Annotated in this window: 1 protein-coding gene, 1 tRNA gene and 1 pseudogene; 2 read left to right on the top strand and 1 reads right to left on the bottom strand. The window is 36.9% G+C overall.

The window, feature by feature from the left end:
* Both DBR11_RS29995 and DBR11_RS25450 read left to right on the top strand, forming a co-directional pair.
* Window positions 1-1,440, top strand: a pseudogene (locus tag DBR11_RS29995) (restriction endonuclease subunit R); the annotation flags it as partial.
* Window positions 1,441-1,587: 147 nt separating this feature from the next.
* Window positions 1,588-1,661: transfer RNA gene (locus tag DBR11_RS25450), tRNA-Arg, on the top strand.
* A gap of 46 nt (window positions 1,662-1,707) precedes the next feature.
* On the opposite strand, the gene DBR11_RS29740 is transcribed toward DBR11_RS25450, so the two are convergent.
* On the bottom strand, window positions 1,708-2,646 hold a 939-nt coding region (locus DBR11_RS29740), incomplete at its 5' end, for a hypothetical protein (protein ID WP_108555386.1).

Below are 2,646 nucleotides of genomic sequence, written 5' to 3'. Positions count from 1 at the left end.
TGTCTGGACCTCCATAAAATTGGTGTGATGCCCATATTTGAAAAATTGAGGCGAAATAATGTTGCAGGAATAAAGATTGGTGTTTTGACGGGTTCTATGGTCATCATCCCTAAATCTGCTTATGCTGCATTTGAAGCGCTGGGTGCTGAATTCGGAATAAAGGATCTGCAAACTTCTTTAGTTCCTTTTGATCACAATTATTTGTTCATCGAACAGAAGGAGCAATTAAAAAATAGTATTGTTGATATCGTTACCAGGATTTTTCAACAGGGCGAAATTGAAGTTTTGATTGGAACAAAATCTCTGCTGGGAGAAGGCTGGGATGCACCAGCTATTAATTCCTTGATTTTGGCAAGTTTTGTTGGATCCTTTGTCCTTTCTAATCAAATGCGCGGAAGGGCTATTCGTACGCAAAGAGGAAATGATCATAAGACTGGTCATATTTGGCATTTGGCCTGTATAGACCGAACTTCAATTACAGGCGGAGAAGATTTTGAAGTACTGAAGAGAAGATTCCGGAGTTTTGTTGGGGTTTCGAGCCTAACAGAAGGAGGGATCGAGAATGGAATGGCGCGTTTAAACTTGTCTGGTGATCTTTCATCACCATCGGCTGTTCAGGAACAGAATGCCCGGACTTTTAAGAATGCTGCAAATAGAGATTTATTGATGGCTCAGTGGGCAAGCGCACTGCAAACTGGTGTAAATTTAGTGGAGGAGATTAAGGTTCCATTCCTGCAAAAGAAAGGTTACCAGGCTACAAAAAAGATGTACCTGGATAAGACCATTGCTAATTTTGCTATAACTCTGGTTTTCAGTATTGTATATTGCTTTTTTAAATTTCTTTTCCGTGCTTCCAGAGAGATTAGGTCTGTGCAAGATTTTTATGCTTGCTTAGGCGCTTTTGTTGTACTTGGCACTCTTTTATTTGGGCGCAGGACGCTAAAAATGCTTAAGCTTTATTTTGAATACAGAGATATTTCTAAGGATATGGAGCAAATTGCGCAGGCTTTATTGAATACGTTAGTCCATATGGGAGTGGTTCGGTCAAATATTTCGGCCTTGAAAGTAATGTCTTCTCAGGATCACCTTGGGACCGTATATTGTCATTTAAAGGGCGGAACTAATTTTGAACGGTCAACTTTTATCCGGACACTCACGGAGTTGGTGAGGCCGGTTAACAATCCAAGGTACATCATCATCAGGAAAAGTGTTTTTTTGTTTTTTGCAAAACAGAAGGATTATCATGCAATTCCGGAACTTATTGGTAGAAATAAAGCATTGGTTACTTTCTTTGCTCAGCAATGGACAAAGCTGGTTGGGCCATGCGAGTTTGTGTTTACCAAGACTATTGAGGGACGTAAATTGATTTTGAAATCGAGAATAGATTCTTTGGCATCCCAGCTCGAAGAAAGGGTACAGCAGGTCAGTATATGGAAGTAATTAATTGTATGAATTGATCTGCCTGATTTATATTGGATTAGCTTTATTTTAGGCCTGGTTGCCTTATTTTATTTAATTTTTTTTCATAAAAAGTTTTGTTTTTCAATTTCAAACATTACTTTTGCAGTCCGTTAACGAAACGGAAATGCATTTGTAGCTCAATTGGATAGAGCATCTCACTACGGATGAGAAGGTTTGGGGTTCGAATCCCTACAAGTGCACGGAAAGCCTTAGAGAAATCTAAGGCTTTTTTGTTTTAATATAATTCTAATCTCTGTCTAGGCCGTTGGTGTATCCCATGGATTTGAGTCTTTCCTTTATAATTTTATCTGTTTTGGACTTAGTAGTGTAGAAGGCAAAAATTTTCAATGAATCTGGTTTGGGAAGTTCAACGAAATTTTCGAAATCAATTGCTGTTTTGTAAATTCTAAGATGATTCAGAGTTTTTAATTTTTCTATACCTGTAAGTGTGCTAAATGTTTTGCAGTTCAATAGCTTAAAATCTTCTAGGTATTGTAAAGTTTGGTTAAAATGTAGTTCCTTTAATTGTATGTTGTCCTCAATTTGCAAAGTCTTTAATTTGCTAAAGTTGGATATGTTATTGAAACTGTTAAAGCCCCGTACCCAAACGATTTCTAAGTTTTCAATATTATTTTTTTCTATCTCCTCTATATTGCTTCGTCCACCAAGCATAATTTTTAAGGTCTTAAGTTCTTTGAGTTTATTAATAAAGTGTAGTGGAGCTTTGGAAATTGAGTTCAGATTTAGCTGATTCAATTGACTAAGTTCTCCTATGGCATCAATATTTTTTGTGTGTCCACAGACCATTAGTGTGGTCAAGTTGCGGTAGTTTCTTAGGTGGTCTAAATTTAATGCCTTTGTTCTGGTATCTGTCAGCATTAGGTATTTAATCTTATGAAGATTTTCAGCACCTAATATTTCGGTTTCTTTCATTTCAAAAATGCCAAGTCCAAATCGTTCAAGGTACATAAGTTTAGTAACGATCGCCAAGTTTTTAACTTCCAACATGCAGTCCAGAGACAAATATTTTACGTCAGGTATCTTTTCTAGGTTTTTACAGTCAAAGCTGTGTCCATAGAACCTGACACCAAAATGAGAATCATAGTGCTTGCAAAGGTCATTAATCTCGTTGAGAAGTTTGTCAGTATAAAATTTATCAGAAAATTGTACAATGACATCCCAGCC

The organism is Pedobacter sp. HMWF019 (genome assembly GCF_003061025.1).
GTDB lineage: Bacteria > Bacteroidota > Bacteroidia > Sphingobacteriales > Sphingobacteriaceae > Pedobacter.
The sequence above is the reverse complement of the archived record's forward strand: the minus strand, read 5'-3'. Positions and strand labels throughout refer to the sequence as shown.